A 23,870-nucleotide genomic window follows, 5' to 3' on the forward strand; every position below is an offset into this window, starting at 1 on the left:
ACCTCCCTTGATCCCCTTGCCGCGAAGGACGCGATAGATGAGCACCAAGGACTACCTGGAAAAGGACTACTACGCCGTCCTTGGTGTGCCCAAGACCGCGACCGCAGAAGAGATCAAGAAGGCGTATCGCAAGCTCGCCCGGAAGTACCACCCGGACGCCAACCCGGGCAGCTCGGCGAACTCGGAGAGCACCGCCAAGTTCAAGGAGGTCTCCGAGGCGTACGACATCCTGTCGGACCCCAAGCGGCGCAAGGAGTATGACGACGCGCGGGCGCTGTTCGGGTCGGGCCTCGGCGGATTCGCCGGGGCCGGCGCCTCGCGCGGCGGCCCCGGCTTCCCCTTCGACCTGTTCGGCGGGGGCCAGCCGGGCGCCGGCGACCGCATCGGCGACCTGTTCGGCGGGCTGTTCAACCGCACCGGCGGTGGTCGCACCACCACCCGCCGGGCCCGCCGGGGGCAGGATGTCGAATCCGAGGTCACGCTGTCGTTCAGCGAGGCGGTCGAAGGCACCACGGTGTCGCTGCGGCTCACCAGCTCCTCGGCGTGCCAGGCCTGCGGCGGCACGGGGGCGAAGGCGGGCACCACGCCGCGCGTCTGCCCCACCTGCGAGGGCACCGGTGCGGCGAGCCGCAACCTCGGCAGCTTCGCCTTCTCCGAGCCGTGCCGCGACTGCCGCGGCCGGGGCCTGCTCGTCGACGACCCCTGCCCGGTCTGCGACGGCAGCGGCCGGGGCAAGAGCACCCGCACCATCCAGGCCCGCATTCCCGCGGGCGTGGCCGACGGACAGCGCATCCGGCTCAAGGGTAAGGGCGCCCCGGGCGAGAACGGCGGCCCGCCCGGCGACCTGTACGTCCAGATCCATGTGCAGCCGCACGGAGTGTTCGGCCGGTCGGGGGACAACCTCACCATCACCGTGCCGGTGACCTTCACCGAGGCCGCCCTCGGCGCGGAGATCAAGGTGCCGACGCTGGGGGGCCTGCCGGTCACGCTGCGCATCCCCGAGGGCACGCCGAACGGCCGCACCTTCCGGGTGCGCGGGCGCGGCGCCGCCCGCAAGGACGGCACCAAGGGCGACCTGCTGGTCACCGTGGAGATCGCGGTCCCGCCGCACCTGGACGACCGGTCACGCGCCACGCTGGAGCAGTTGCACGACCCGAAGGCGGGGGCCGATCTACGAGCTGACCTGATCAAACAGGCCCAAAGCGAGTAGCCCAGGGCGAGTAGTCACGAAGGGAGGCGACGAGGGATGGACGCCAACTACTTCGACATCTCCGACGACACACCCGTCTACGTCATCTCGGTGGCCGCTCAGCTCTCCGGGCTGCACCCGCAGACCCTGCGGCAGTACGACCGGCTCGGCCTGGTGAGCCCCGGGCGCACCGCCGGTCGTGGACGCCTCTACTCCACCCGCGACATCGTGCTGCTCCGCGAGGTGCAGCGGCTCTCCCAGGAGGAGGGCATCAACCTGGCCGGCATCAAACGCATTCTGGAGCTGGAGACCGAGAACCTCCGGCTGCGCGACGAACTGGCCCGCCTGCGCGGCGAGCTCACCCTGATGCGCGCGCTGATCCGCTACGAACTACCGCCGGCCTGATCGGGGACATACGCGATGGATTACAAGCTGACGCAGAAGAGCCAGGAAGCGCTTTCCGGCGCGGTCCGGCGCGCGGCGGCCGAGGGCCACCCCGAGGTCTTCCCCGCGCACCTGCTCGCCACGTTGCTCGCCCAGACCGGCGGCACGGCCGTACCACTGCTGGACGCGGTCGGCGCCGACTGGAAGAAGGTACGCGCCGAGGTCGAGCGCCTGCTCGACGGGCTGCCCAAGGCCCAGGGCGCCACGGTCAGCGCCCCGAGCAGCTCCCGGCAGCTCCTGGTCGTGATCAACACCGCCGCCGCGCGCGCCAAGCAGCTCGAAGACGAGTACGTCTCCACCGAGCACCTGCTCGTCGGCCTCGCCGCGGACGGCGGCCAGGTCGCCGACCTGCTCAAGGGCCAGGGCGCCACGCCCGCCGCGCTGCTGGAGGCGTTCGAGAAGGTGCGCGGGCACACCCGCGTCACCAGCGAGAATCCCGAGGACACCTACCGGGCGCTGGAGAAGTACGGCGTCGACCTGACCGAGCGCGCCCGCGCCGGCAAGCTCGACCCGGTGATCGGCCGCGACACCGAGATCCGCCGCGTCGTGCAGGTGCTGTCGCGGCGTACCAAGAACAACCCGGTGCTGATCGGCGAGCCCGGCGTCGGCAAGACCGCCGTCGCCGAGGGCCTCGCCCAGCGCATCGTCGCCGGGGACGTGCCCGAGTCGCTGCGGGGCAAGCGGCTCGTCGCGCTCGACCTGAGCGCGATGGTCGCGGGCGCCAAGTACCGCGGCGAGTTCGAGGAGCGGCTCAAGGCCGTGCTCAACGAGATCAAGCAGAGCGACGGCCAGATCGTCACGTTCATCGACGAGCTGCACACGATGGTCGGGGCGGGTGCCGCCGAGGGCGCGATGGACGCCGGCAACATGCTCAAGCCGATGCTCGCCCGCGGCGAGCTGCGCATGATCGGCGCGACGACCCTCGACGAGTACCGCGAGCGCATCGAGAAGGACCCGGCGCTGGAGCGCCGTTTCCAGCAGGTCTACATCGGCGAGCCGTCGGTCGAGGACACCATCGCCATCCTGCGCGGCCTCAAGGGCCGCTACGAGGCCCACCACCAGGTGCAAATCTCCGACAGCGCCCTGGTCGCCGCCGCGACCCTGTCCGACCGCTACATCACCTCCCGGTTCCTGCCGGACAAGGCGATCGACCTGGTCGACGAGGCGGCCTCCCGGCTGCGCATGGAGATCGACTCCCGTCCGGTGGAGATCGACGAGCTGCAGCGCGTGGTGGACCGCCTGAAGATGGAGGAGCTCGCGCTCGCCAAGGAGACCGACGAGGCGAGCCGGCAGCGGCTGGACAAGCTCCGCGAGGAGCTCGCCAACCGGCAGGAGGAGCTGGGCGCGCTGGTCGGCCGCTGGGAGCGGGAGAAGGCCGGGCTCAACCGGGTCGGCGAGCTGAAGAAGCAGCTCGACGAGGCGCGGTCGAGCGCCGAGCGGGCCCAGCGCGACGGCAACTTCGAAGAGGCCTCGCGCCTGATGTACGCCGAGATCCCGCGGCTGGAAAAGGAGCTCGCCCAGGCCAGCGCCGCGGCCGAGGAGGCCGAGAGCCAGCCCATGGTCAAGGAGGAGGTCGGCCCCGACGACATCGCCGAGGTGGTCTCCTCGTGGACCGGCGTGCCCGCCGGGCGGCTACTGGAAGGCGAGAGCGCCAAGCTGCTGCGCATGGAGGAGGAGCTGGGCAAGCGCCTCATCGGCCAGCGTCAGGCCGTCACGGCCGTCTCCGACGCCGTGCGGCGGGCCAGGGCCGGCGTCGCCGACCCCGACCGCCCCACCGGCTCGTTCCTGTTCCTCGGCCCCACCGGCGTGGGCAAAACCGAGCTGGCCAAGGCGCTGGCGGAGTTCCTGTTCGATGACGAGCGGGCGATGACCCGCATCGACATGAGCGAGTACTCCGAGAAGCACAGCGTCGCCCGCCTGGTCGGCGCGCCGCCCGGGTACGTCGGGTACGAGGAGGGCGGTCAGCTCACCGAGGCCGTGCGGCGCCGCCCGTACACGGTGGTGCTGCTGGACGAGGTGGAAAAGGCCCACCCCGAGGTCTTCGACATCCTGCTCCAGGTGCTCGACGACGGGCGGCTCACCGATGGGCAGGGCCGTACGGTGGACTTCCGCAACACGATCCTGATCCTCACCTCCAACCTGGGCTCGCAGTACCTGGTCGATCCCAAGCTGGACGGCGAGGCGAAGCGGGATGCCGTGCTCGCGACCGTGCGGTCGGCGTTCAAGCCCGAGTTCCTCAACCGGCTCGACGACGTGATCGTCTTCGACGCGCTCGGTTCTGAGGAGCTGTCGCAGATCGTCGAGCTGCAGGTGGCACGCCTGGCGCGACGGCTCGCCGACCGCCGGCTCACGCTCACCGTGACCCCGGCGGCCCGCGACTGGCTCGCCCTGACCGGCTACGACCCCCTGTACGGCGCGCGCCCGCTGCGCCGGCTGGTCCAGTCGGCCATCGGCGACAAACTCGCCAAGGAGTTGCTGGCGGGCGAGATCCGCGACGGCGACAAGGTGGTCGTCGATGTCGACGACACCAGCGACGCGCTGACCGTTCGCCCCGCGACGTCCGAGGACGCCCCGGCGTTCCCGGCGTCGGTCAACTGAGGGACGCCGATTGGCAAGGTCTGTGCCACCTTTGGGTTAACCGCCGACCGCCCCCTGTGGACGCTGCTAGCGTCCTGCGACTGTCAGATGACACAACGTGATCAGGGGGCGGAATGTCGAAGAACGCATGGAGCTTCGGGTGCCGGTTCGTCGCGGCGGCCGCGCTCGCCATCGGCGCGAGTTGCGCGGTGACGGGGACGGCCGCCGCGAACGACGGCGGCGAGGTGCGCACCGGCTGCCAGAAGACCTCGGCGCGCTCGATGGGCTCGACGGGGCCCAAGGGCTCGGCCGTCTCGACCGGCTGCCGCAAGCGGAAGAAGAAGGACCGGCGCCCGGACCTCACGGACCGCCGCAACCGCTACGACCGTCCGAGCCACGGCCAGTGGCAGGAGCAGCGCGAGACCCGCATGCAGGACACCCTCGGCAGGCTCCTCAGCGTCCAGAGCCTCAACCTGGGCAGCCAGAGCGGCGGCCTGCCGCTCGCCGACGGCTTCGGGTTCGCCGCCAGCCGGGGCATCACCCGGCAGGTGACGATGCGCCTCGACCCGACGCTGCGCACGATGCCGGGCTGGTCGTCGTCGAGCGTGCTCTCGCCGCTGCCCGCCGACGGCACGATCCTGGCCGGCCGCGTCGTCAACGCCAGGGAGCCGCAGTCCGCCCTGACCGCGGAGGTCAGCACCTCGGTGCGCACCGTGACCGAGACGACCTCCAAGATCACCCGGTCGGACTTCGGCAGCCTGCTGAGCACCGCCGACCGCGGCGACCTGCTGACCCCGGCCTCGAGCATGCTCGGCTCGAACGCCCGCAGGTCCGTGCTGGGCGGCGTGCCCGTCCTCCGCTGACTCCGATGCCGGGCACCGGACCCGCGCTCCGCCGTCGCGAGCGGAAGCGCGGGTACCGGCGGCGGCCGGTCAACCGGCCATGAAAGGCCGTTTCATGACCGGTCGCCAAGCCCCTCGTTCACCCCGGCCGTCCTCGACGGCTCGCCCGCGCCATGAGCACTCCTGAGCGACCCTGAGCGCACCCGACGGCCGTCGGAGGTCAGCTCAGGGTCGCGTCCAAGAGCGCGTCGAGATCGTCCTCGGGCAGGCCGAGGTCGACGCGAATCCGGTAGCGGGTGCGGAGCAGGGTGTCACGGACGCCCCCGTCCTCCGTACAGGACCGCACGCCCCTCGTGGCCCACTCCAGCGCCCCGTGCAGGTCGCCGTAGGCCACGAGGGTCTCGGCGACGCTCAAGGACGTCAACGGATCGACGGACGGCTCGCCCCGGATCGCCTCGATGATCTCCCGCGCCTCGTCGGGACGATCGAGCTCGAAGAGCGTGTCGGCCATGCCCGCGCGGGGGTCGACACTGACGTCGCCGCCGTCGTCGAGCGCCCGCTGGAATCGGTCAAGCGCCATCGCCGGCTGCCCGGCCTGCCGCCACTCCTCCGCCGCGAGCAGGAATATCGCCGCCCGGGAGACCTCTCCGGACTCGTACGCGTGCGCCAGGAAGTCCAGGCGCCGCGCGAGCGTGTCGTGGTCGTCGGAGAGCAGGGCATGCTCGAGAAGTCGATCAAGCTGCTCACGTGTCACATGCGCCACACCACCGAGCGTACCCAGCGGACCTGGCATTTGCTCGGACATTGACCCGACACGCACCGGACACCCGCACGATACCCGCCGGCCGTCCCGAGGACGCCTCCACGTCGCCTTTCCCGGCGCCGTCCCGACCCTTCGGTCACACCGCCGCGCGGAGCTGATCGGCGAGGTAGCCCCTGACCAACCGCTTGGCCTCGGCGATGATCTCGGGATCGCCCTGCGGGTCATGGCGGAAGGCGAGCTTGAGCACCGCGTCCCCGGCCTCCACCGCCACGATGAGGGCCCGGTCGAGCTCCTCGCTGTCGGCCAGGCCGATCTCGGCGAGCAGCAGGGCGCGCAGCCGTCCGGCGATCACCGCGTTGTTGTCGGCCACCGAGTCGAGCAGGTGCAGGTCGACCACGTCCCCGAAGCGCAGCGAGCCGAACCCGGGCACGGTGCGGCGCATGTCCACGTAAACTTCGATGATCGCGTCGACGGCCTCCCAGGTCGAGTGGAACTCCTCGCCCATGAAGCGACGGCCGACCCTGGCCATGAACTGCTCGACGTTCCGTACCGTCAACGCCCTGCTGATGGCCCGCTTGTCGGGGAAGAACTGGTAGACCGAGCCGATGGCGACGCCGGCGCGCTCGGCGATGCGCGTGGTGGACAGCGCCTCGTAGCCGACCTCGTCGAGCAACTCGGCGCAGGCGTCGAGCATGCGCTCGACCCGGCGGGCACTGCGCCGCTGGCTGGGACGACGTCGGAGCGGAGTGATCTCGAGCTGAGCTAGTTCGGTCGACGGGCTGGACATTCCTCCATCTTGCCCGTTCACCGCCGCCAAGTCAGGCGGTAGCGAAGAGTGGCCGGTTAGCTCCTATCCGGAATCAAGGCCTGCGCATGTCCGCAACGCCTTCCAGTCGCGAATCGCCTGGGTACGGGCCGTACCGGTGAGCGGAACGGGCACGCCCCCGTTGATCCGGGCCGGGGTCCACGTGTCCTTGAGCACCTTGCGGCCGTTGATCGTCAGGGTCAGCACGCCGGTGGTCCCGGTCTCCGGGCCCCAGTTGTAGAAGACGAAGTTGCCCATGCCGTAGTTGACGTACCGGCCGCTCAGGTAACCGCTGCCGAGCAGGATGTGCGCGTGCCCGCCGACGATCACGTCGGCTCCCGCCCTGATCAGCTTCACCGCCAGGTCACGTTGCATCGGCGTGGGGCACCCGACCAGTTCGGTACCCCAGTGCAGGTGGACGATCACGGTGTCGGAGTTGCGCCGCGCGGCGCGCACGGCGGCGAGCAGCCGGGACTCGTTCTTCGCCGAGGCGAGGCCGCCCTTGGTGTCGGTCGCCGTCCAGGACTGGATGAACTCCGCGTCCAGCACCTGCGTCGCCGCGATGATCGAGACCCGGTTCCCATTGATCACCTTTCGGTACGGCCGGTACGCCTCGGCGGCGTTGCGCCCGATCCCGATCACGGGGAACCTGCTGCGCTTGATCGCCGCGAGCGAGTCGCGCAGCCCGGTCTCCATGTAGTCCATGCCGTGGTTGTTCGCCATCGACGCCACGTCCACCCCCGCCGCCTTGAGCGCGGTCAGCGCCGACGGCGGCGCGCGGAACGTGTACTGCTTGCCCGGCGCGGGGGTGCCCCCGGTCGTGATCGCGGTCTCCAAATTGATCATCGACAGATCGGAGGCCCGCAGCACCGACGCGATCGGCCCGAGCGCGGTGCGGGGGTTGTTCAGCCGGGGCCGCAGCAGGCCCTCGAAGTGCACGTCCCCGCCGAAGGAGATCGTGTACGGCCGGCGCTGCGGCTTCGGCTTGGCCGTCGGCGACGGGTCGGCCGCGGCTGAGTTCCGCACCCGCCGGGGCTGCGAGTCCGCGTCGGACTGCCCGGCGCTGCAGGCCGGCGCCGCGACCAGTACGGCGAGCAGTCCCGCGAGCAGCCCCTTCGACACCGGGGCGCGCAGCACCGAACGGCACGGGCCCCGCAGTGGGGGGAGCGGCGCCCTGGGGGCGGCATGACGGGGGCTTTGCCTTCTCATTGCTACCGAAGCATGCCATCGAACCAGGACATCTGGCGACATCTTCGGACCAAGAGCTGCCCGGAGCACTCTGTCCGGGACAGTGCTGGTGTCTCGCCTTGCCGTACCGCCCGCCGGCCACCGCGTTCCTGAACCGCTTCACGACGAGGGCCCCGTCCGCCGGACGGGGCCCTCGCGGTGCTCTGGTGCGTCAGCCGCCGATCTCGCCCTTCCGGACACCGCTGACGAAGGCACGCCATTGGGCGGGCGTGAGCATGAGGACTCGGCCGTGCCGGTCCTTGCTGTCCCGGACACCCACGCGACCATCGGCGAGAAGAGCGACCTCCACGCAATTGCCGTTGGCACTGCGCACACTCTTACGCCAGGCGGCCCCAGATATACCCATAGGCGACATTGGCGACCCCTCACCCGCTAAAGCAGCATAGATGCAACTTTCAGGATGAAGGTGATTGATAGGACTTGCAAGGTTTGGCCCTAGCACGCCCTAATCCGAGCTCCCAGGGAGCACGGGAGCAAGCGGCCGAAGCACAAGCACGGCCGACACGGTCCCCACCACCACCGTTCACAGGCGCCTTCAGGAAGAACAACCTCGCCCTCCGCTGGGTGGCAGCACAATGACCGTTCTTGCTCAGCGGCCGAACTCGCCGCTCTTCACACCTCCGATGAAGGCGGTCCACTCCCCCTGCGGGAAGATCAGGACCGGGCCGTTCTGGTTCTTACTGTCACGGATGCCTACATGGCCGCTCTGAAGCCGTGCGACCTCGACGCAGTTTCCGTTGGTGCTCCGCGAGCTCTTCGCCCACACAGCGTCACGCGTATCTATGGTGTACATGGTTAACTGTCTTTCGATATGTCCCGATATGCCCCATCGCACATCTGGTCACCAGGATCACTATTACCAGCGTTCCAACGCTTTCTGTATTAGCCGCCTGGACGACTCCTCATCGAGTGCCATGTCCATGAGGTGTTCGAATGCCCGTTCGTAGGCGTACACCCGCTCCGGATCCTCGACGTAGTGCGCCCCAAAGAAGTCCTCTAGGTACACCGTGTCGGGAAAGTCGGGCAGGGTGAGGTGAACGAACGGCCCAGTCGGCATCGATGGAGGCGTCTCCTGTGGGAGAATCCGCATCTCCACATGATCGAGCTCAGAGATTTCGATCAACTTCTGGAGCTGCCCCCGCATCACGGCGGAGTCGCCGAACTGGCGCCGCAGGACCGATTCCTCGAACACCGCGAGCAGCGTCACCGGGTTCGCCTCGAGCAACAGAATCTTCTGTCGCATCATGCGAGCCTCGACGCGGGCGCGCAGCCAGCTGTGCGGCACCTGGATGATCTGCTGGTTGTGCTCCATCACCGCACGGGCGTACTCCTGAGTCTGCAGCAGGCCCGGCACGATCTGGGATTCCCAGTTCCGCACCGTGGTGGCCTCCACCTCCAGCCCCAGCAGTGGAATGAGATCCGCTTGCAACGCCCCGCGGTACTCTTCCCACCAGCCCTTCTGGGCGGCGCCCCGGCGCAACTCCAGTAACTCGCGCCGCACGTCGCGATCCGCGCCGTACAGCTCGAGCAATGCCTCGACGTCACGTGCGGTGGGCAGCGTCTTGGCGTTCTCTATCCGGCTCACCTTCGCCGTCGACCAGTTCAGGCGAGCCGCCACCTCGTCGCCGATCATTTCGATACGTTCTCGTAGCCTGCGAAGCTCTCGCCCCAGACGACGATGGCGCAGGGTCGGACTCCCGCGCTCGGGCATCCCGACCCACCCCCTCCGGGTTGTATGAGGTCAGATGCAGGACGACGACTCTGTCGGCCGAGGTCTACGGGTATCGCCTGCAACTTGCACGGATAGATACACCGCAAAGACTAGAAGGATTTTCGCGGCGCTTGCAAGTTTCCTTGCACCGCCTATTGCTCCGCAAAACTTCCTGAGCGACCATCAGACTACGGGGAAGGGTTCCGACGAAGTGGGAAGGCAGCCGATGATCATACGGCAAACGGCCTCCTCCACCCCGGGGGTCACAGGAGCACCGATGTGTACGACTGCGTCTCAGTCCGGCAACGGCGCCGCTTCCCCTCACAGCGTTCACCGTAGGGAGGCGTATCGCCACGGAAAGGACACGATCCGCTAGCGACGGCGTAATAGTCGCATCCGCGCATAAGAGTGCCGGGCCGACAGTTCGCGGCTGTCGACCCGGCCACCACGAAAGCTCCTGCGTACGAAGCCACGGAAAGGAGTCGTGGTTGTCTTGTTCCACGGTACCCCTGGACCCACACTAAGCAAGACCCTCACGCGCCGGATCTCGGCTTTTGTCGGGCGACTCGACCGGTCGCTCTGCGTCGACCAGGACTGGTGGGCGCACCTGCTCGGTTGGAAGGTCACCCGGATCGGCTTCGGGGCACGCGACTATCGCGACCCGAGGTTCGACATCCTCCACCTGATCAGGGAGGTGGACGGCGGTGTCCGGACGTAATCCGCGCTGGAACCCGCACCCGCCGATCGAGAATCCGCCGCCACGCCGGGCGGGCCTGCTGGTCCGGCTCTGGCGCCTGCGCACGGAGATTCTCCTGCTGGCCTGCCTCACGCCCATCGCCGTCACGGTCACGACCGCGGTGGCGAACGGCGCCTGGTGGTCGCCCGCGCTGGTCGGCGGCACCCTTCTCGCCCTCGCCGCGCCACGCCCCGTACGCGCCTGGTTCATCGCGCGTTTCTGGTGCGTGGTCTCCCGGCACCGCATGCAGCGGTTGTTCATCGAACTACCGCTGCACACCCGCAAGGGACGCCTGCCCCTGGTGTTGTGGATCACGCCGACCCGCGAGGGCGAGAAGGCGCTGATCCTGTGCCGGGCCGGGATGTCGGCGGACGCGTTCGCCGCCTTCACCGCGGAGTTCGAGGCCGCCTGCTCGGCGACGGAGGTGCGATTCGCCAAGCACGCGCGCCGCCCGCAGTTCGTGACGATCGACATCGTGCGGCGCTCCCCCGGCTCGGGGACCTCGGTCCCCGGACTGGAGACGATGTACGGCTACAACTGGATCGCGCTGGAACGCGACCCCAAGGAGCCTGCCCATCGGTGGGAGGCGACCACCCCCTTCCCCGTCCCCGAGCAGATCGTCCCGCTACTGCCCGAGAAAACCCGGTAGCGCGTGCAATTTCATGACCCGGGAGGTAATCGCCTCCCGGGTCTTTTCCTGGGACGCTCAACACGGTCACGATGAGTTCGCCGCTTGAACCCAGGGAGGCCGCCATGCCCACCGTCCACCGGACCTGCCCGCTCTGCGAAGCCGTCTGCGGCCTGCGCATCACCCTCGACGACGACGGCCGCGTGACGGACGTGCGGGGCGACCCCGCCGACCCGCTCAGCCACGGTTTCATCTGCCCCAAGGGGGCCAGCCTGGGCGCGCTGGACGAGGATCCCGACCGGCTGCGCGCCCCGATGGTCCGCGAGGGCGGCGAGTGGCGCGAGGTCACCTGGGCGGAGGCGTTCCGGGCCGTCGAGCGGGGGCTGACCGGGGTCGTCGAACGGCACGGGCGCGGCACCCTCGGCATCTACCTCGGCAACCCGAACGTGCACACGGTGGCCGGCACCCTGTACGTCCCGGCGGTGGCCCGCGCCCTCGGCACCCGCAACGTGTTCTCCGCCGGCACGGCCGACCAGATGCCCAAGCACGTCTCCGCCGGCCTGATGTTCGGCCATCCGATGACGATTCCGGTGCCCGATGTGGACCGCACCGAACACCTGCTCATCCTCGGCGCGAACCCGCTGGAGTCGAACGGCTCGCTGTGGACCGCCCCCGACCTGCCCGGCAGGCTCAAGGCGCTGCGCAGGCGGGGCGGCAGGCTCGTGGTCGTCGATCCGCGCCGCACCCGCACCGCGGCGCTCGCCGACGAGCACGTGTTCATCCGGCCCGGCACCGACGCCTACCTGCTGTTCGGCATCGTGCACACGCTGCTCGCCGAGGACCTGGTCGCCCCGGACGTCGGGACGCGCCTGCCGGTCAACGGGCTGGAGGAGGTGCGCGCGCTCGCGGCGGACTTCCCGCCCGAGACGGTCGCGGGCGTGTGCGGGGTGCCCGCAGCCCGGATCGTACGGCTCGCCCGCGACCTGGCCGCCGCCCCCCGCGCCGCCGTCTACGGCCGCATGGGCACCAGCACGGCCGAGTTCGGCACTCTGGCCCAGTGGCTCATCGACGTCGTCAACGTGCTCACCGGCAACCTGGACCGTCCCGGCGGGGCGATGTTCGCCCGGCCCGCCGCGGCGGTCCCGCGCAGCGGCCGGCCGTACCGGACCGGGCGCTGGCGCAGCCGCGTGCGCGACCTGCCGGAGGTGAACGGCGAGCTGCCGGTCGCCACCCTCGCCGACGAGATTCAGACCCCCGGCGAGGGCCAGATCAAAGCGCTGATCACGATCGCGGGCAACCCCGTGCTCTCCACCCCGCACGGCGACCGGCTGGACGACGCGCTCGGCGGTCTGGAGTTCATGGTCAGCGTCGACCCCTACGTCAACGAGACGACCCGGCACGCCCACGTGATCCTGCCGCCGCCCCGGGTGCTTCAGTCGCCACACTACGACTTCACGCTGCTCAACTTCGCGGTGCGCAACTACGCGCGCTACTCCCCGCCGGCGCTGCCGCTGGAGCCGGGCCGCCCGGCCGAGACCGAGATCCTCGCCCGGCTCGCGCTGATCGCCGCGGGACAGGGCGCGGACGCCGACCCGGCGGCGTTGGACGAGTTGCTCCTCGACCAGACGCTGCGCCGGGCGGTGCAGACGCCGGGTTCGCCGGTGGCGGGCCGGGACCCGGCCGAGCTGCGGGCGGAGCTGACCGGCGCCACCGGGGTCGAACTGCGGCTGGACGCCATGGTGCGGTTCGGGCCGTACGGGCTGTCGCTTGAGGACCTGCGCAGGCACCCGCACGGGCTCGACCTCGGCCCGCTGGAGCCGATGCTCCCGGACGCGCTGACCACGGCCTCGGGCCGGATCGAGCTGGCCCCGCCCGAGATCGTCGCCGACGTGCCGCGGCTGCGCGCCGCGCTCGGCCGCGAGGTGCCCGGCCTCGTGCTGATCGGTCGCAGGCACCTGCGCTCGAACAACAGCTGGATGCACAACATCGCCCCGCTGGTGGGCGGCTCGAACCGGTGCACGCTGCACATCAACCCGCAGGACGCCCGGCGGCTCAGGCTGAACGGCGAGGCGGTGGTGCGCTCGGCGGCGGGCGAGTTGCGGGTCGCGGTGGAGCCGACCGACACGATCATGCCCGGGGTGGTGAGCCTGCCGCACGGCTGGGGTCACGCCGGATCGGCGCAGCCGGTGGCGGCCAAGCACGCCGGGGTGAACGTCAACGCGCTCACCGACGAGACCGTGGTGGACGTGCCCTCCGGCAACGCGGTGTTCAACGGGGTTCCGGTGACGGTTCACCCCCTAACCGGCTGATTCGTGTTCTTTCCCCTGTCTCCGGGTACGTGCCACCGGAGGTCGATAAAAGGGGGCGAGATATGTCGGAGGCGGTCAAACCCCGCCGGGGACGGCTCCGCGCGTCGCTGGAGCGCATCATGCCTGCCATCAACCTGCCCGACAGGCTGGAGCGGAGCACCACCCTGGATGGTCCGATCAAGCAGCTCACCGGGTTCGTGCGCGGCAAACTCGGGCCCGGCCGGCTGCGCGACCTGCTGCACGGGGTGCCCATCGGCCACCCGCTGCACCCGATGCTGGCCACCGGCACCCTCGGCTGCTTCGTCGCGGTCGGCGTGCTGGACCTGACCGACACCGATCCGCGGGCCACCCGGGTGCTGCTCGCGGCCGGGGTGGGCGCGACGCTGCCCACCGCCCTGGCGGGCGCCACTGACTGGTCGATGCTCCACCGTGAGCAGCAGCGGGTGGGCCTGGCGCACGCCGTCACCAACGTGACCGCGCTCGGTCTTTACACCGGCTCCCTGCTGCTGCGGCTGGCCGGTTACGAACGCGCGGGCCGCGCCCTGGGCTTCGCGGGCCTTGGCGCGGCGGGGCTCGGCGGCTACCTGGGCGGCCACATGTCCTACCGGCAGGCGGCGGGCGCCAACCACGCCGAGTCGGTCACCCACCTGGTGCCCCTGGGCTGGCACGATCTGTGCCGCCTGCCCGACCTGCCGGAGGGCCGCCCGGTGACCCGCCGCCTGGGCTACATCGAGCTGTTCGTGCTGCGGCACAGCGGCGGGGTCAGCGTGCTCGCCGACCGCTGCTCGCACCTGGCCGGGCCGCTCCACCAAGGCAGCATCGTCACCGAGAGGGGCGAGCGCTGCGTCTGCTGTCCCTGGCACGGCAGCACCTTCCGCCTCTCCGACGGCGCGGTCGTGCACGGCCCGGCCACCGCGCCGCAGCCGGCGTTCGAGACCCGCATCCGCTCCGACGGTTTGGTGCAGGTGAAACCCACGCATCTGTGATCAAAGCCGGTACGGCGCGGCAGGAAGCGCGACCCTGCCACGCCCGCCACGGCAGTGCCCGGCCCCACGACGCCGACCGGGGACATCAGCCCGGGCCTCGGCCGCCACCGGGTCCGGCGGCTTTTCGAGAACGGCCTTCCCGTGGCGGCCCCGCGCGGAAGCGTACGCGGAGATCCCGGTCCGTTGACCTGCGACCGATGCTGCGACTGCTCGTCCGGGCGCGCGTCAATCCTTCCCTTGGGCGCGCCTGTCGTCGGCGGGGTGCTCGACGAGGGCGAGGATCCGGTTGGACATGAAACGGGCGGTACGCACGATGCCGCCGCCCCGGGTCACCTCGCTGACCTCGACGATGCCACGGCCGGTGGTCACCTCGACGCGGCGACCGGCCCTGGTGGCGACGACCTCGTAGGTGCGCGGGGTGCCGCCCGCGTCGATGACGATCTCTACCCGATCACCCTTCACAAAGGGACAATACCCACTATTTGGATAGATTATCCGTACACCAGTTTGATAATCGCCACGACCCCGATGCACGCGATCACCACGCGCAAGGCGAACGCGGGCAGCCGCCGCCCGATCCGCGCCCCGAGGAATCCGCCCACCGTCGAGCCGACCGCGATCAGCAGCGCGGCGGTCCAGTCGACCTCGGCCAGCAGGATGAACAGCACGGCGGCGACCGTGTTGACCAGGAAGGCCATCACGTTCTTGGCCGCGTTGAGCCGCTGCAGGCCGTCGTCGAGGAGGATGCCGAGCAGCGCGATCAGGATCACGCCCTGCGCGGCGCCGAAGTAGCCCCCGTACACGCCGGTGCCGAGCACGCCCAGCCACAGCAGGAGGCCGCCGTGCGCGTCGGCGGTCCGCCGCCGGGAGGCGAGCCACCGGTTGATCCGCGGCTGCAGCACGACCAGCACGCACGCGATGCCGATCAGCACCGGCACGATCACCTGGAACGCCTCCTCGGGCAGCCACAGCAGCAGCAGGCTGCCCACGACCGACCCCAGCACCGAGGCCGCCCCGAGCCGGATCAGGCGCGAACGCTGCCCCGCCAGCTCCGCCCGGTAGCCGATCACGCCCGCGAGGTTGCCGGGCACCAGGCCGACGTTGTTGGACACGTTCGCGACGATCGGCGGGAACCCCAGCGCCAGCAGCGTCGGAAAAGTGATCAGTGAACCGGAGCCCACGATGGCGTTGATTCCGCCCGCCCCCACCCCGGCCGCGAGGACCGCGGCCACTTCCCACGGCGTCACGAATCTCCCCTTACCTGGCGATATCCGGCAAGCGTAAGGGGCACCCTGGGGGCGGCCGACGGGTGGGTGCGCCTAGAGCGCCCGCGCGTACCACCGCCCGCCCGGCCCGCGCTCCAGGCTCAGCGGCAACCCGAACGTCTTGGACAGGTTCTCGGCCGTCATCACGTGCTCGATCGGCCCCTGGGCGACCACGGACCCGTGCCGCAGCAGCAGCGTGTGCGTGAAGCCGCTCGGCACCTCCTCCACGTGGTGCGTCACCAGCACCATCGTCGGAGCCTTCGGGTCGGCGGCCAGCATCGACAGCCGCTGCACCAGGTCCTCCCGCCCGCCGAGGTCGAGCCCCGCCGCGGGTTCGTCGAGCAGCAGCAGCTCGGGGTCGGGCATGAGCGCCCGGGCGATCTGGACGCGCTTGCGCTCCCCCTCCGACAGGGTGCCGAAGTGGCGGCGGATCAGGTGCGCGCAGCCGAGCTGGTCGATCAGCTCCACCGCCCGGGTGACGTCGTGGGAGTCGTACTCCTCGTTCCATCGCCCGAGGATCGCGTACGACGCCGTCAGCACCAGGTCGATGACCTTCTCCTCCGCCGGGATGCGCTCGGCGAGCGCCGCGCTCGCCAGCCCGATGCGCGGCCGCAAATCGCGGACGTCGGTACGGCCCAGCTGTTCGCCGAGCAGTTCGACCGTGCCCTCCGACGGGTACAGCAACGCCCCGGCCACCTGCAGCAACGTGGTCTTGCCCGCGCCGTTCGGCCCGATGACGACCCAGCGCTCGTCCTCGTGAACGGTCCAGTCGATGCCTCGCAGCAAAGCGGCGCCGTCTCGGCGAACGGCGACGTCCTGTAGGCGTAGCACCTGACCGCCCATTCGCGACCCCCTCCGTGTCCATCCCGGCGTGCGACCCCAGGCTAGTGGTCCCGGCCGGTGCATCCCGGCCCGCCTTGTGAGCAGGTGCGTCCAAACCTATCGTCGCCGCACCGCATATCGTTGACCGGTGTGCTCCGATTCACCGATCTCGGCGACCCTGGTCGCTTGGGGTAACGCCTGGCTCGGCGGGCACGTCGGCCTCGACGAGGCCGTCGATCGCGTCGAACGGGCGGGCGGGCCCCAGCTCGTCGCCACCGCCGCGCCGGCCGCCGATCACCGGCACGATCCCTCGGCGCCCCCGCCCGTGCCCGGCGTGGCGCCGCCGGGCGCCGAGGTTCCGCTGCGCGCCTTTCTCGCCGAGCTGCGGCCGCACGGCCTGCGCGCGCTCCGCCTCGCGCTGCCCGTGCCCGGCGACCCGCTGGGCCTGACCGGGCCCGCCGCGTTCAACGCCGGCGCGATCGACGCCGGGGAGGCGGCGATCGCCGAGTTGGCCGATGGCTGTGTCGGGCTGATCCCGGCCCCCGATGTGCGTGGCTCGTCGTACGCGGGGGTGCGCTGGAGCGCCATGACGGCGGCCGTGGCCGTACCGGATCTGCCGACTCTCGGGGAGGCGGAGCGGGAGTTGCATGAGGCGATGCGCTCGGCCACCGAGGCGCTGTCGTCGGTGCACGGCCCGGCGGGCGAGCGGCCGACGCTGCGGCACGGCGAAGGGCTCGCGCCCGGCTATCCGCCCCGGGCGCATCGGGTGGCCGCGCTGTGTTCCCGGCTGGCGGCCATCCTCGACGCCGCCGACGACCGCGGCCTCACGGCGGGGCAGATCGCCGCCAGGAGCCAGGCGCTGCGCGACCTCGACCGGGCCGTACGGCGCGCCCGGCTCGCCTGCCACCACGCGCACGGCATTCGATGACGACCGGTGGCGACCGATGGCGACAAGAGCCGGCACGCCAGGCCGCGCCGGACCGCGTTGAGGTCGGCCTGAGTGCGATTTTGGTCTCCGCGATCACCCTGCATGCGCGGGCGGCGTCGCCGGAGACGGACGAGCCGTCCCACGCCGAGCGTTTCGCGGTGCCCGCCGCCAGTTCGGCAAACGCAACCTAATCATGCCATGAAAGCCGTTTTGTAGGGGTCTTCGGCGACTTGCGAATTTCCGCCGCCCAAGCCTGCCGCGATGCGGGAGATGAGCAACCGGTTCAAAGTCTCACATATCCCATATATCACTATTGACACAATTCATGGTTGAATGCTCGCGCTCGCTGGGGCTGTTCCCTATCGCGTGCCCCCGGTCCCCCTGGAGACAATTCATGCGCAAGAGCATTGCGAAGATCGCCACGACGGCGTTGGCCGCTCCGGTCGTCGGCGCTCTCCTCCTCACCGGCGCGCCGGCGTCCGCGGCGGCATCGTCCGCACCCGCCGCCGCGCCCGCCGTCAAGGCCGAGCCGTACAACCGCTTCACCGTATCGGTGAAGTACCCGCGCAAGGTCCGCAAGGGCGGCGCGATCACCTACGTCATCCGCGCCGTCAACCACGGACCCTACGCCGCCGACTATTACTGGCTCGGCGGCAAATTGCCCAAGGGCACCACCGGAACCGTGTACTACACCGGCCCAAAGGGCACGAAGTGTGACTTCGACTCCGACGGCTTCTGGTGCTACCCGCCGAAGGTCCTCGAGGTCGGCGACCAGGACTTCCTCATCCTGAAGGTCAAGCTCAAGCGCGGCACCACGGGCACCGCGACCGCCAGGCTGGGCGCGTTCTCCGCCGACGTTCCCACCGGAGCCGAGACCCTGGACAAGGATCTGCTCCTGGAACTCGGCATCAAGACCCACTACTGGTGGAAGACGGTCAAGACCAAGATCACCCGCTGACGGCCGCGGCTCGGCGTCGCGACGCCCGCGTCTCCCCGCCCGGAACGCGGGCGTCGCCATGCCGGGGGTCGTTTCATTCCCGTCGCCCCGGCGCGACCTACCGGCTTGTCCAAACCGGGCCTGTCCGGCCGGCCGACCGGCGGACCAAGCCCGGAGGGACCCCTCGCGCGCGAGCATGAATCACCGGCAGATACCGTTATTGGTGGTCATGAACATCGACCGAGATCCCAAAGAATCCCACGAAACCGGGCGGACCGTGTGGCCCGCCGGGCTCCGCATGGCCTAAGGAAGCCTCGCCGAATGAATCAGCGCACCCTCCTGATCACGTTGACCGGTCCGGACCGACCCGGGGTGACCGCCCGGCTGTTCTCCATCCTGGCCGACTTCCCGGTCACGGTCGCCGACATCGAACAGGTGGTGATCCGCGGCCGGCTCACGCTGGGAGTGCTCGTCGCGTACGCCGGCGGCCCGTCGACCGGCACCGGCCGGACGATCGGTGCGCTGTGGACGGCCATGGAACAGGCGGCCGACGACCTCGGCATGGAGATCGAGCTCGCCACCGGCACCCGGACCAAGGAGAAGCGGCGCCGCGGCCGGCTGCACGTGACCGTGCTCGGCATGCCGCTGCAACCGGCCGCCATGGCCGGGATCGCGGGCCGGATCGCCGCCGCCGGCGCCAACATCGACCGGATCGAACGCCTCGCCCACGACCCGGTCACCTGTATCGAGATGAGCGTCTCCGGGGCCAACCCGCACACCCTGCGCGCCGCCCTCGCCACCGAGGCCGCCCTGCAGCGGGTGGACGTGGCCGTGGAGCGCGCGGGCCTGCACCGCCGCGCCAAGCGCCTGGTCGTGATGGACGTCGACTCCACGCTCATCCAGGCCGAGGTGATCGAGCTGCTGGCCCGGCACGCCGGCGTCCAGGACCAGGTGGCCAAGGTGACCGCCTCGGCGATGCGCGGCGAGCGGGACTTCGCCGAGTCGCTGCGCGATCGGGTGGCGCTGCTCGAAGGCCTGCCCGAGGAGGTGTTCGAACGCGTCCGCAAGGAGGTCGTGCTCACCCCGGGCGCCCGCACGCTGGTGCGCACCCTCAAGCGGCTGGACTATCGCTTCGCCCTGGTCAGCGGAGGCTTCACGCAGATCACCGACCATCTCGCCGAGGAGCTGGGCATCGACTACTCGGTCGCCAACACGCTGGAGGTCGTGGACGGCAAGCTCACCGGCCGGGTGACGGGCGAGATCATCGATCGGCCGGGCAAGGCGCGGGCGCTGGTGCGGTTCGCCGAGCAGGCGGGCATCCCGATCGCCCAGACGGTCGCCATCGGCGACGGCGCCAACGACCTCGACATGCTCGCCGTCGCCGGCATGGGCATCGCCTTCAACGCCAAGCCCATCGTCCGCAAGGCCGCGCACACGGCCGTCAACGTCCCCTACCTCGACGCCATCCTCTACCTCCTGGGCATTTCCCGCGAGGAGGTCGAGGCGGCCGACGCGGAGGACGCACGCGCCGAGGCGACGCCCTGACGTTGCGGCCGGGCCTCGTCGGCCGGGGTACGCCCGCGTGATACGTGATAGAGGCCGCCTGGGGCCGTCCGGAGTCCCCGCGTACGTCGTCGGCGCTCCGGACGCCGTCAGCGGCGTCAGCGCCTCTCCCGCGCTTGTCGGTCGCGGGGCGATGACGTCCCGCGCCGGAGATCCGCCGATTGCGTCTCTCGGCTGGCCGATAGGACGGGCCTCGCCCCGGTCAAGGCCGGAGGAGTGAAGCCCCGCTCCCAGCCGCCACCCGGACCCATTAGCGACCGACGATCTTCTCCGGCAGGGGCAGAGGTGAAGCTCTGATCCAGGCATTGCAGGGCCTAACCGACGAATTTCGGAGGTGGCGGCACTAGATGCGGCCGTCCTTAGGGGTCCAGCGGGCGGCGGTGCGGCCTTCACCCGGCCACAGGTGTTCCCACGAGGTGTCGGTCTCGACGACCGCGAAGGCGCACGTGGGGAAGCCCGGGTCGTCGTCGGCAGGCGTGCCGGTGAGGCTGAGGAACAGTTCGTGAGAGCCTGGGTTGTGGGCGACCAGCAGCAGGGTGGCCACGTCGGGGTCGGTGCGCTGGATCAGGGCGAGCAGGTCGTCGGGGTAGGCGAGGTAGATCTCGGGCTCGTGGTACACCCGCGCGTCGGGCGCGAACTCGGCCAGGGCCAGCTCAGCGGTCTGCCGGGTGCGCACCGCGGGAGAGCAGAGGACCAGATCGGGGACGAGGCCCATGCCGCCGAGCACCGTCCCCGCACGGCGGGCGTCACGCTCGCCGCGGCCGGTGAGCGCGCGATCGTGGTCCAGCTTGCCCGGCACCTGCTCGGCCTTCGCGTGGCGCAGGATGATCAGTCTCTTCATTCGCCATCCGTTCGCCGTCGAGGCGGTCGCCGTCGGACCGCCGCCCTCACCGGGAGAGACGTCCTCCCCTGCCTTGTGACCAGCATAGGGAGGCCAGGACGTCCGTACGGCTGCCGCCCCGCGTTGGGGCGGCAGCCGTACCAGCCGTCAGTGGTCTCCAGCCACGGAAACGCCCGCGGCCGGCGACGTCGCGATCAGCTCGCGACCGGCTCCGGGGTGCGCTCCTCGTCGCTGCCCTCGGCGGGGGCGACGCTCGACGAGCGGCGCTTGGCCACCAGGATCGCGCCCACCACGACGATGACGGCGATCACGGCCACGACGAGCCGGAGGCCGACGTTGTCGGCCCAGATCACCACGGCCGGGGCGATCAGCAGCGCCACGAGGTTCATGACCTTGATCAGCGGGTTGATCGCCGGGCCCGCGGTGTCCTTGAACGGGTCGCCGACGGTGTCGCCGATGACGGTGGCGGCGTGGGCGTCGGAACCCTTGCCGCCGTGGTGGCCGTCCTCGACGAGCTTCTTGGCGTTGTCCCAGGCGCCGCCGGAGTTGGCGAGGAACACCGCCATGAGCGTGCCCGCCGCGATCGCGCCCGCGAGGAACGCGCCGAGCGGCGCGTATCCGAGGGCGAAGCCGACCGCGATCGGGGTCATCACCGCGAGCAGACCGGGCGTGGCCAGCTCACGCAGCGAGTCGCGGGTGCAGATGTCCACGACGCGGCCGTACTCCGGCTTCTCGGTGCCGTCCATGATGCCGGGCTTGGTCCTGAACTGCTCGCGCACCTCGAACACCACGCGACCGGCGGCGCGGCCGACCGCGGAGATCGCCAGGCCGGAGAACAGGAACACCACGGCCGCGCCGACGACGAGGCCGACCAGCACGTTCGGGGCGTCCACCGACAGGCTGAACACCGCTCCGGTGCCGAGCTCGCCCTCGACCGCCGTGCGGAACGAGCCGAACAGCGCGGTCGCGGCGAGCACCGCGGTCGCGATCGCGATGCCCTTGGTGATCGCCTTGGTGGTGTTGCCGACCGCGTCGAGCGAGGTGAGGATCTGCGCGCCCTTGCCCTCGACGTCGCCGGACATCTCGGCGATGCCCTGGGCGTTGTCGGAGACCGGGCCGAAGGTGTCCATCGACACGATCACGCCGACGGTGGTGAGCAGACCGGTGCCGGCCAGGGCCACCGCGAACAGCGCCACGGTGACGTTGCCGAAGCCGAGCAGGAACGCGGCGTAGACGGCGGCGCCGATGAGCAGCGCCGAGTAGACGGCCGACTCCAGACCGACCGAGATGCCGGAGAGGATGACGGTCGCCGGGCCGGTGCGGGAGCTTTCGCCGATCTCCTTGACCGGGCGGCGGTGCGTCTCGGTGAAGTAGCCGGTGAGCACCTGGATGGCGGCGGCGAGCACCAGACCGATCAGCACGGCGCCGATCGCGATCAGGCGCGGGTCGTACGTCAGGGCCTGGATGGCCGGGCTGGCGCCGTCCAGCTCGGCGAAGGTGTCCGGCAGGTAGAGGAAGGCGGCCCCGGCCACCAGCACCGCCGAGACGATCGCGGAGATGAAGAAGCCGCGGTTGATGGCGGTCATCCCGGAGCGGTCGCCGCTGCGCGGCGCGGTGGTGAAGATGCCGAGGATCGCGGTGAGCACACCGATCATCGGGACGATGAGCGGGAACACCAGGCCCTCGGTGCCGAAAGCGGCCTTGCCCAGGATGAGGCTGGCGACCAGCATGACGGCGTACGACTCGAACAGGTCGGCGGCCATGCCGGCGCAGTCGCCGACGTTGTCGCCCACGTTGTCGGCGATCGTCGCGGCGTTGCGCGGGTCGTCCTCGGGGATGCCCTGCTCGACCTTGCCGACCAGGTCGGCGCCGACGTCGGCCGCCTTGGTGAAGATGCCGCCGCCGACTCGCATGAACATCGCGAGCAGCGCGGCGCCGAAGCCGAAGCCCTCCAGCACGGTCGGCGCGTCACCGCGGTACACGAGCACCACGATGGCGGCTCCGAGCAGGCCGAGGCCGACGGTGAACATGCCCGCCACACCACCGGTGCGGAACGCGATCCGCATCGCGGAACGCTCAGGGTCGCCCCCGCCGCCCGTGTCGGCCCCGCGCGCGGCGGCGGCCACGCGGACGTTGCCGCGAACCGCGAGCCACATGCCGACGAAGCCGGTCAGCGCCGAGAACCCGGCGCCGATGACGAAGAAGACCGAGCGGCCGATCCTGATACCGGTCGTCTCGGCGGGAAGCAACAACAGAACGAAGGGGATGAGTACGACGAAGATGAGAAGTGTCATGAACTGCCGCTTCAGGTACGCGGAAGCTCCCTCCTGAACGGCTCGCGCGATGTTCTGCATGCGCTCGGTGCCTTGCCCGGCGGCCAGTACCTCGCGTACCAGCCCACCGGCTACGGCGAGAGCGATCAGAGCCACCGCGGCCACCACGATCACGATCGTGAGGTGGGAGCCGCTCAGGGCTACCGCTGCCTCCTCGGCAGCGGCTAGATAAGGCCCAGACATCCGTCCTCCTCGGCCAGACGGGTTGCTTGTGCCCTGGGCGCGCTGTGCCTAACGGGTGTGGCGGGCCTGCTTCCGCGCACCCTGGGCGATTGGCAGTGCCGCTTCCAGTTGCGTCCGCAGACCTCCCGCAGTGCGCGAGCGCTTCGCGGGACAAAACCTTGGCCGGTGCCGGGAGTCTACGCACGGTCGCGGCCGATATGAAGCCTCGGGGGGGTATGCAATCACAGGCGAGATCGATCAGTGACCGGATCTTTACCGTACGCCGCAGATGATTTGACCAAGATCGGGAAAAGACGTCCGACCAGCTCACCCGCTAATGGATGCAACTATACAGGCATTTGACCCCATCCAGATCCCACTCGCGCCCCTCGACCAAGACCGCCGCCCCCGGCCGCTTCCCGACACGATCCGGCAAAGCCTCACACCTTGACCAACGCCCTCACCGAAGCGCCGCCCGCCACGCCGCCAAGCACGAACGCGATACACACCGCCGATAGCCGATTCGGGAAGAGTTACCGAAACATTCACCGCGCAGCCGCACAACCACGCCCTGGGCCCCCAAGCCCACACGAGCAACCACCCGCACCACGAAAGACCCCGACACCCTCGAACAGGGCGGGAGCGCACATACCCGCCCCGAGAACCGGGAGAGCCACCGACCCACCCGCCACGCCGCCAAGCACGAACGCGATACACACCGCCGATAGCCGATTCGGGAAGAGTTACCGAAACATTCACCGCGCAGCCGCACAACCACGCC

21 protein-coding genes and 1 pseudogene are annotated in these 23,870 nt (G+C 70.4%); 11 read left to right on the top strand and 11 right to left on the bottom strand.

What is annotated here, in order from left to right; genetic code table 11:
• Positions 1-37 precede the first annotated feature (37 nt).
• The 4 genes and pseudogenes from dnaJ (at position 38) to AB0K60_RS26890 (ending at position 5,073) form a co-directional block, all read left to right on the top strand.
• Entirely contained in the window at positions 38-1,210 is a 1,173-nt protein-coding gene (gene dnaJ, locus AB0K60_RS26875; protein ID WP_364060675.1) for a molecular chaperone DnaJ, read from the top strand.
• Between the two features lie 36 nt (positions 1,211-1,246).
• A pseudogene (locus AB0K60_RS26880) lies at positions 1,247-1,534 on the top strand (helix-turn-helix transcriptional regulator); the annotation flags it as partial.
• Between the two features lie 75 nt (positions 1,535-1,609).
• On the top strand, positions 1,610-4,231 hold the full coding sequence (gene clpB, locus AB0K60_RS26885; RefSeq protein WP_364060678.1) for an ATP-dependent chaperone ClpB: 2,622 nt from the start codon (positions 1,610-1,612) through the stop codon (positions 4,229-4,231).
• A gap of 113 nt (positions 4,232-4,344) precedes the next feature.
• Positions 4,345-5,073 (top strand): hypothetical protein, encoded by a 729-nt coding sequence (locus AB0K60_RS26890; RefSeq protein ID WP_364060681.1) that lies wholly within the window; start codon positions 4,345-4,347, stop codon positions 5,071-5,073.
• Positions 5,074-5,272: 199 nt separating this feature from the next.
• Here the strand turns inward: AB0K60_RS26890 and AB0K60_RS26895 are convergent, their stop codons facing one another.
• The 6 genes from AB0K60_RS26895 to AB0K60_RS26920 all read right to left on the bottom strand — a co-directional run bounded on the left by AB0K60_RS26895 (position 5,273) and on the right by AB0K60_RS26920 (position 9,579).
• Positions 5,273-5,815 (bottom strand): tetratricopeptide repeat protein, encoded by a 543-nt coding sequence (locus AB0K60_RS26895; protein WP_364060684.1) that lies wholly within the window; start codon positions 5,813-5,815, stop codon positions 5,273-5,275.
• A gap of 136 nt (positions 5,816-5,951) precedes the next feature.
• Positions 5,952-6,602: a TetR/AcrR family transcriptional regulator gene (locus AB0K60_RS26900; RefSeq protein WP_364060687.1), complete on the bottom strand. Its 651-nt coding sequence runs from the start codon at positions 6,600-6,602 to the stop codon at positions 5,952-5,954.
• Positions 6,603-6,665: 63 nt separating this feature from the next.
• Positions 6,666-7,757, bottom strand: coding sequence for a CapA family protein (locus tag AB0K60_RS26905; RefSeq protein WP_364060690.1), 1,092 nt, complete (start codon positions 7,755-7,757; stop codon positions 6,666-6,668).
• Between the two features lie 262 nt (positions 7,758-8,019).
• Entirely contained in the window at positions 8,020-8,223 is a 204-nt protein-coding gene (locus tag AB0K60_RS26910) for a DUF397 domain-containing protein (protein ID WP_364060693.1), read from the bottom strand.
• 234 nt (positions 8,224-8,457) lie between these two features.
• On the bottom strand, positions 8,458-8,661 hold the full coding sequence (locus AB0K60_RS26915) for a DUF397 domain-containing protein (protein ID WP_364060696.1): 204 nt from the start codon (positions 8,659-8,661) through the stop codon (positions 8,458-8,460).
• A 63-nt stretch (positions 8,662-8,724) separates the two neighbouring features.
• A complete protein-coding gene (locus AB0K60_RS26920) occupies positions 8,725-9,579 on the bottom strand; it encodes a helix-turn-helix transcriptional regulator (RefSeq protein ID WP_364060699.1) in 855 nt (284 codons plus the stop codon).
• A 493-nt stretch (positions 9,580-10,072) separates the two neighbouring features.
• On the opposite strand from AB0K60_RS26920, the gene AB0K60_RS26925 reads away from it, so the two are divergent.
• The 4 genes from AB0K60_RS26925 (at position 10,073) to AB0K60_RS26940 (ending at position 14,238) form a co-directional block, all read left to right on the top strand.
• Positions 10,073-10,297: a hypothetical protein gene (locus tag AB0K60_RS26925; protein WP_364060702.1), complete on the top strand. Its 225-nt coding sequence runs from the start codon at positions 10,073-10,075 to the stop codon at positions 10,295-10,297.
• The gene (locus AB0K60_RS26930; protein ID WP_364060705.1) at positions 10,284-10,964 is read left to right on the top strand and encodes a hypothetical protein; all 681 of its coding nucleotides are present in this window, start codon (positions 10,284-10,286) and stop codon (positions 10,962-10,964) included. The genes AB0K60_RS26925 and AB0K60_RS26930 overlap by 14 nt, the downstream gene beginning before the upstream one ends.
• A 104-nt stretch (positions 10,965-11,068) precedes the next feature.
• Positions 11,069-13,252, top strand: a complete 2,184-nt coding sequence (locus AB0K60_RS26935; RefSeq protein ID WP_364060708.1) for a molybdopterin-dependent oxidoreductase — start codon at positions 11,069-11,071, stop codon at positions 13,250-13,252.
• Between the two features lie 62 nt (positions 13,253-13,314).
• A complete protein-coding gene (locus tag AB0K60_RS26940; RefSeq protein ID WP_364060710.1) occupies positions 13,315-14,238 on the top strand; it encodes a Rieske 2Fe-2S domain-containing protein in 924 nt (307 codons plus the stop codon).
• A 225-nt stretch (positions 14,239-14,463) separates the two neighbouring features.
• Here the strand turns inward: AB0K60_RS26940 and AB0K60_RS26945 are convergent, their stop codons facing one another.
• The 3 genes from AB0K60_RS26945 to AB0K60_RS26955 all read right to left on the bottom strand — a co-directional run bounded on the left by AB0K60_RS26945 (position 14,464) and on the right by AB0K60_RS26955 (position 16,346).
• On the bottom strand, positions 14,464-14,700 hold the full coding sequence (locus AB0K60_RS26945) for a hypothetical protein (RefSeq protein ID WP_364060713.1): 237 nt from the start codon (positions 14,698-14,700) through the stop codon (positions 14,464-14,466).
• 29 nt (positions 14,701-14,729) lie between these two features.
• Positions 14,730-15,485: a sulfite exporter TauE/SafE family protein gene (locus AB0K60_RS26950; RefSeq protein ID WP_364060716.1), complete on the bottom strand. Its 756-nt coding sequence runs from the start codon at positions 15,483-15,485 to the stop codon at positions 14,730-14,732.
• Between the two features lie 72 nt (positions 15,486-15,557).
• Positions 15,558-16,346, bottom strand: a complete 789-nt coding sequence (locus AB0K60_RS26955) for an ABC transporter ATP-binding protein (RefSeq protein ID WP_364060719.1) — start codon at positions 16,344-16,346, stop codon at positions 15,558-15,560.
• 127 nt (positions 16,347-16,473) lie between these two features.
• Between AB0K60_RS26955 and AB0K60_RS26960 the strand changes: the two genes are divergently transcribed.
• From AB0K60_RS26960 to serB, 3 genes are all read left to right on the top strand, one after another.
• Positions 16,474-17,253 carry a hypothetical protein gene (locus AB0K60_RS26960; protein WP_364060722.1) on the top strand — a complete coding sequence of 260 codons (780 nt, stop codon included), beginning with the start codon at positions 16,474-16,476 and terminating at the stop codon, positions 17,251-17,253.
• Positions 17,254-17,647: 394 nt separating this feature from the next.
• Positions 17,648-18,211, top strand: a complete 564-nt coding sequence (locus tag AB0K60_RS26965) for a hypothetical protein (RefSeq protein WP_364060725.1) — start codon at positions 17,648-17,650, stop codon at positions 18,209-18,211.
• Positions 18,212-18,511: 300 nt separating this feature from the next.
• Positions 18,512-19,735 (top strand): phosphoserine phosphatase SerB, encoded by a 1,224-nt coding sequence (gene serB / locus AB0K60_RS26970; RefSeq protein ID WP_364060728.1) that lies wholly within the window; start codon positions 18,512-18,514, stop codon positions 19,733-19,735.
• Between the two features lie 361 nt (positions 19,736-20,096).
• Here the strand turns inward: serB and AB0K60_RS26975 are convergent, their stop codons facing one another.
• Together AB0K60_RS26975 and AB0K60_RS26980 are read right to left on the bottom strand one after the other, a co-directional pair.
• Complete coding sequence (locus AB0K60_RS26975; RefSeq protein WP_364060731.1) at positions 20,097-20,594, bottom strand: histidine phosphatase family protein; 498 nt, start codon at positions 20,592-20,594, stop codon at positions 20,097-20,099.
• A gap of 194 nt (positions 20,595-20,788) precedes the next feature.
• Positions 20,789-23,110, bottom strand: a complete 2,322-nt coding sequence (locus AB0K60_RS26980; RefSeq protein WP_364060734.1) for a sodium-translocating pyrophosphatase — start codon at positions 23,108-23,110, stop codon at positions 20,789-20,791.
• Between the last annotated feature and the right edge of the window lie 760 nt (positions 23,111-23,870).

Origin of the sequence: Thermopolyspora sp. NPDC052614 (genome assembly GCF_040678635.1) — a bacterium.
GTDB lineage: Bacteria > Actinomycetota > Actinomycetes > Streptosporangiales > Streptosporangiaceae > Thermopolyspora.

What these genes read in the sequence shown, in the direction of transcription:
- AB0K60_RS26975 (WP_364060731.1), bottom strand. Translation starts at nt 20,594, where the DNA reads ATGAAGAGACTGATCATCCTGCGCCACGCGAAGGCCGAGCAGGTGCCG.
- AB0K60_RS26915 (WP_364060696.1), bottom strand. Translation starts at nt 8,661, where the DNA reads ATGTACACCATAGATACGCGTGACGCTGTGTGGGCGAAGAGCTCGCGG.
- AB0K60_RS26890 (WP_364060681.1), top strand. Translation starts at nt 4,345, where the DNA reads ATGTCGAAGAACGCATGGAGCTTCGGGTGCCGGTTCGTCGCGGCGGCC.
- AB0K60_RS26980 (WP_364060734.1), bottom strand. Translation starts at nt 23,110, where the DNA reads ATGTCTGGGCCTTATCTAGCCGCTGCCGAGGAGGCAGCGGTAGCCCTG.
- clpB (WP_364060678.1), top strand. Translation starts at nt 1,610, where the DNA reads ATGGATTACAAGCTGACGCAGAAGAGCCAGGAAGCGCTTTCCGGCGCG.
- serB (WP_364060728.1), top strand. Translation starts at nt 18,512, where the DNA reads ATGAATCAGCGCACCCTCCTGATCACGTTGACCGGTCCGGACCGACCC.
- AB0K60_RS26910 (WP_364060693.1), bottom strand. Translation starts at nt 8,223, where the DNA reads ATGTCGCCTATGGGTATATCTGGGGCCGCCTGGCGTAAGAGTGTGCGC.
- AB0K60_RS26940 (WP_364060710.1), top strand. Translation starts at nt 13,315, where the DNA reads ATGTCGGAGGCGGTCAAACCCCGCCGGGGACGGCTCCGCGCGTCGCTG.
- AB0K60_RS26900 (WP_364060687.1), bottom strand. Translation starts at nt 6,602, where the DNA reads ATGTCCAGCCCGTCGACCGAACTAGCTCAGCTCGAGATCACTCCGCTC.
- AB0K60_RS26965 (WP_364060725.1), top strand. Translation starts at nt 17,648, where the DNA reads ATGCGCAAGAGCATTGCGAAGATCGCCACGACGGCGTTGGCCGCTCCG.
- dnaJ (WP_364060675.1), top strand. Translation starts at nt 38, where the DNA reads ATGAGCACCAAGGACTACCTGGAAAAGGACTACTACGCCGTCCTTGGT.
- AB0K60_RS26955 (WP_364060719.1), bottom strand. Translation starts at nt 16,346, where the DNA reads ATGGGCGGTCAGGTGCTACGCCTACAGGACGTCGCCGTTCGCCGAGAC.
- AB0K60_RS26935 (WP_364060708.1), top strand. Translation starts at nt 11,069, where the DNA reads ATGCCCACCGTCCACCGGACCTGCCCGCTCTGCGAAGCCGTCTGCGGC.
- AB0K60_RS26920 (WP_364060699.1), bottom strand. Translation starts at nt 9,579, where the DNA reads ATGCCCGAGCGCGGGAGTCCGACCCTGCGCCATCGTCGTCTGGGGCGA.